General features: G+C 51.2%; 2 protein-coding genes and 1 pseudogene. 2 read left to right on the top strand and 1 reads right to left on the bottom strand.

Annotated elements, in window-relative coordinates; translation table 11 throughout:
• Positions 1–299: hypothetical protein (locus CKL79_RS21910; RefSeq protein ID WP_170944163.1), on the top strand; the 299-nt coding region annotated here is incomplete at its 5' end.
• Positions 300–384: 85 nt separating this feature from the next.
• A complete protein-coding gene (locus tag CKL79_RS21905; protein ID WP_121971641.1) occupies positions 385–4,086 on the top strand; it encodes an ankyrin repeat domain-containing protein in 3,702 nt (1,233 codons plus the stop codon).
• Between the two features lie 120 nt (positions 4,087–4,206).
• Here CKL79_RS21905 and CKL79_RS21900 read toward each other — a convergent pair.
• Positions 4,207–4,533, bottom strand: a pseudogene (locus CKL79_RS21900) (hypothetical protein); the annotation flags it as partial.

The following is a 4,533-nucleotide window of genomic DNA, read 5'->3' as shown; positions in this document are numbered from 1 at the left end:
CTAAAGACGAATATGAGACGCATTGGCAACAAGCCTCAAGATCTTTGGAAGCTGGTCAAAGCGTGTCTTTCATTCAGTCTATGCACGATCCTAAGTCAGCCAACTTCTACACCATCTGGGCAGCTTATCCAGCAGAGGGAGGAGTCATCTTTCAGGAGCAGATACTCTTTTTAGAAGAGTTAGGAAGAGATTTCAACATAAAGCATTTGCATCTCAACGCGCTGCCATACAGCACATTTTCAGAAGATGGCGAACCTATCTCTCAGTGGCGTACCCAGATAGAGGTCCCAAAGTGTTAGCTAGGCGAGTCGTTGTGAGATGATTCGCCTAGCTAACACCTTATGGCCTCTATGGTTGATCCAAACGTTATCGCTCAGGTGTCTTATGCACGACCATTCCTCACAAAGTCCGGCTCTCTTTCCCTGGCGTTTATTGCGCCCCAAGGCGATCGCGCTAGGGTTGCTGAGCGCAATGGGCACGGCAACATTGGCCGTCACTCCGCTTGCTGCCCAAACCGTCCCTGCTGATGACCCCTCTGATGCCGTTTCACCTTTTTGCCAAGCGCTGTTAGATCGGGCCAGCCCTTGGGGATATGGCCCGGATTTATTAGAGGCTTTGAAGGTGGCTATTGAGCAAGGCGGCGACTTAAATCAGCTCTGTGATTATTACGGCGAGCAGATCCTTCCGCTGAACTTTTTGGTTTCTACAGACGAGGCAATGGCCCAACAACTGATCGCACAGGGCGCGGATGTAAACGCCCGAGACGGGAAAGGGGATACGCCTTTGCACTATGTAGGTGAGTCGGTTGAGATGGCGCGATCGCTCCTAAAACGCGGGGCCAACGTCAACACCGAAAACTACCAGGGTTCCACGCCTTTGCACAACGTCTTTAGACAAAAAACGGCGGCGGTGATGACCCTACTAATCGAGCAAGGTGCGGATGTAAATGCGACAACGCCAGAAGGAATAACGCCGCTGCATTTTGCCCTTACAGGCGATATTGCGGCGCTGTTGATCTCGCAGGGTGCGGATGTGAATGCTCGCAGCAATCAGAATTGGACGCCGCTGCACTACGCTGTCTCGAATTTTGACGTGGCGGCGCAGCTCATTCAGGCGGGCGCAGATCTGACGATTCAAAACCGGGAGGGCGCGGTGATTCATGCCCCGGATCTGTCTCCCGGTGTGCTTCAGCTTTTGCTGGATGCTGGTGCAGATCTGAATCTTCGCAATCAGGAGGGGAAAACGGCTTTACATAAGCACCGTTTCAACTTTGAGCTGACAGCGTTGCTGTTGGCGGCGGGCGCAGATGTCAATATTCAGGACAACCAGGGAAGGACGCCGCTGTTTGAGGTTAATAACAAGGTGGCGGAGCAGTTGATCGTGGCGGGTGCAGATTTTAATATTCAAGACAGTCTGGGTCGTACGCCATTGCATCAGGCAGTTTTAGAAGAACAAAGTTTCTTTGGCCCAGAGCTAGTAGAGCTGTTTTTAAGTAAAGGCGCAGATGCTAGCCTCAAAGACTATCAGGGAGAAACTGCCCTAGATATTGCTAGGCGGCTCAACAAGACTAATATTGTGAGTCTTTTTCCATCCGACGGTGCGGTGTCAGTAGATAGCGAAATAACCGAATCTGAAACAACAGACCCTCAACTATCGAACAGCATTCAGAATCAGGTGCAAGATCTGTTGCAGTCTGCTCGTGTGGAAAATGGATTGACAGAGGCTGTCTTATCTCAATTAAATCAGGCGGCTGAGCTAGCCCAAACGATATCCGATGTGACGACTCGCGATCGCCTACTTCAAGGCATTGGATTAATGTTTGTTGAGCTAGATGCGTTGGTGGAGGCTCGGGCGATCACGCAAGCAATGAACTATGAAACCTATGGCGAGAGGGGAGGCGTTCGGCCCAATTTGGAGCAGGCCATTATTAAGGCGTATATTCAGTTGGGCCAAACGCCTCAGGCGCTGTCGATAGCAGAGAATGCACCGCCAAACGTCCGCGATCGGTATTGGGTTGAGGCGATTGACGCACTGGTGGATCAAAATTTGCCGGTGGAGGCCGCTGCGCTACTTGATCGCATTGCTGACAATTCTGGCTTTGATGTTTATTATCGACGGCAGGCTATCAGCCGGATCAATCAGGTTTATATTGGCGCTGAACAATTTGAGACGGCTCAGACGTTTTTGCAGCAGCAAGCGCTTAAGCAGGCTGGAGATGAAGTATCCGGACTGCGAGCGACTGCTCTGTGGGCCGGACGGGCGGGGCGACTAGAAACGGCCCGTGTGATCGCCAATCAAATTCCAGAAAACTATCGAGCCGGAGCGCTAATAGAACTAGCACAGCTTTACCAGTATCAAAGTCAGCCGGAGCAGGCAAAGTCGCTGCTAGATGAAGCGCAACAATTGCTGTCTGATACTAATAAAGATTGGCGACGCAGCTTTGAGATGGCAACTAGCTTGGCTGAAGCTTATGCTGAGTTAGGCGAGGCAGAAGCTGCCAGGAAAGTCCTGATGGCTGCCGAACAAGCGGGCGCAGTCCCCACAGATGGTTATCCTACTAGCGATTGGGTGGGTGCCTTTGCAAGAATTGGCGCGTTTGACCGGGCCATGCAGTTGGTCGATAGTACCTCGGCGGCTCAGCGCCACAAAAATCGGCTGAGCTTGGCAACGGTCTACACTGACCGGGGCGATTACGACCAAGCAATTACGACTTTAAACCAGATACCCGATAGAGCACTGCTTCCCTATCGCAAAAGGAAGCAGAAGTTGTTTGAGCGGATTGTGGAAGAGACGCTAAAGCAGGAGAAAGTTAGCATTGCTAAACGAGCTGTGCAACTGATAGAAAACACGGCGGATAGCGTTTCGGCTTGGCTGAAAATTGCGTCTTTCTATCGAGAGAAACAGCAGCCTCAAGACGCGATTGAGATACTAGATCGCCTTGCGAAGGATGAAGCGTTGACGACTGTTTCGTTGACTGCGATCGCTGAAGAGTACTGGGCGGTGGGGCAGCGCGAGCAGGCGATTAAGATGGCTGAAGCGGCGATCGCTGCTATCCCAAGCTTTCAGCTCGATTCCAAAGTTCCTTTGTATGACAATACCTATTTGGGTGCGATCGCCAAACTAGGTCGCAACTGGCAAGCCCCCGAATTACAGGCCGCTGCCGTGCGCGAGATGGAAGCTCGCATTGAAGCGGCGGCTTCAGACGAGCTTCCTTTGCTGGGCATAAACTCATCTTATCAACTCGTTAGTTTGGTCGAGCTAGCTTACAACCCCAATCAGGCTCCTTCTGAACTGTTCAATCGCAATCTCGCTCGTTTAGAAACTACTTTTGAACAAGCACCCGCCAATTACCGACTGTCCGTGTTGGATAGCATGGCTTCCCTATACAGTGCCATTAATCGCCCCGATGAGGCTCGTGCCGCTATTGAGGAAATGCTGCCGCTGACTGCATTGCTTCCTGACGAGAATCAGCGCAGTCACTACTACAGTCGGCTGGCTAGCACCACGATACAGAATGCCGATTTAGAAGATCAGTTGGAAATATTGCCGCGCCTATCTATCGCGCAGCGTTTAGACGTATTGACGGGAGTGGTTCAACAGGCAGCTAGCGAGGATGATACTGCTCGGACGATGCAGTATTTTGACCAGTTGATCCAGTTGAGTAGGCGATCTCAAAGTCAGAGCGATCTCGATAATCTTCTCCTCAACTTAGCCTACACATACGAGAATCATAGCTATACGGACGGGCTCTACTCTCCCCCGCTGCCGCGCACATCGGCGGCAGTCGCCCTACTAATGCGCCTATCTCAGCACATTAGCGATCCGTACCAGCAGGTAGGGTTATGGACAATCCTGATTCGCCTCGATCTACCACCCGCAGAAACAGCCAGCACCTATGAAGCGCTATATGCCACGCTAAAAGAGATACCCAATGGCTACCGTAAACGCGAGATTTTGTGGTTCTCGCTGGAGCATTCACTAAATGATCGAGACTTTGAGCGAGCCACCCAAATGGCTTACCAGCTAGAGGAAGGATACTGCCGAACAGCTTTAGGTTGGATTGAGACCGTTCGTCGAGCAGAATAGCCGTCAAAAGATCTGATACGGCTGCTCTTGTATCGTCTAACGCTTGAGCAGATCTCGATTTAATTACTCCTGTAGCGCTTAACGTTTAAGTCGATCTCGATACGATTGCCCCCTTACTGTCTAACACTTTAGGGCCAGCCAGTGAGAGCGGTGCCACTGAGTCTCAATAAAAATGAGTCCTTGAGGAAACTCGTCAACAGCGAGAACGTAAGCTTCGTATCTATCGAACTGTTGTGCCTGACGCAGTTTATAATCCCAGTACCAAGCCGCGTCAGGTTGCTCAGTGACGGTGAGCATAGGCTTCCAGACGGTGTTGACATCATCATAGTGGTGCCGTTCCATGGATACGAGCTGTCCTATGACTGCTTGACCGCCAGAAGTGAGGAGTTGAACAGGCTGAGCCATTGAGTCAGAAGCTATCGTACTAGACCTAAAGATAACTCCTAA

This window comes from Leptolyngbya sp. BC1307, from assembly GCF_002286735.1.
GTDB lineage: Bacteria > Cyanobacteriota > Cyanobacteriia > Phormidesmidales > Phormidesmidaceae > Phormidesmis.
The sequence above is the reverse complement of the archived record's forward strand: the minus strand, read 5'-3'. Positions and strand labels throughout refer to the sequence as shown.

Excerpts from the sequence above, each read along its gene's own strand:
- CKL79_RS21905 (WP_121971641.1), top strand. The coding sequence starts at position 385 with ATGCACGACCATTCCTCACAAAGTCCGGCTCTCTTTCCCTGGCGTTTA.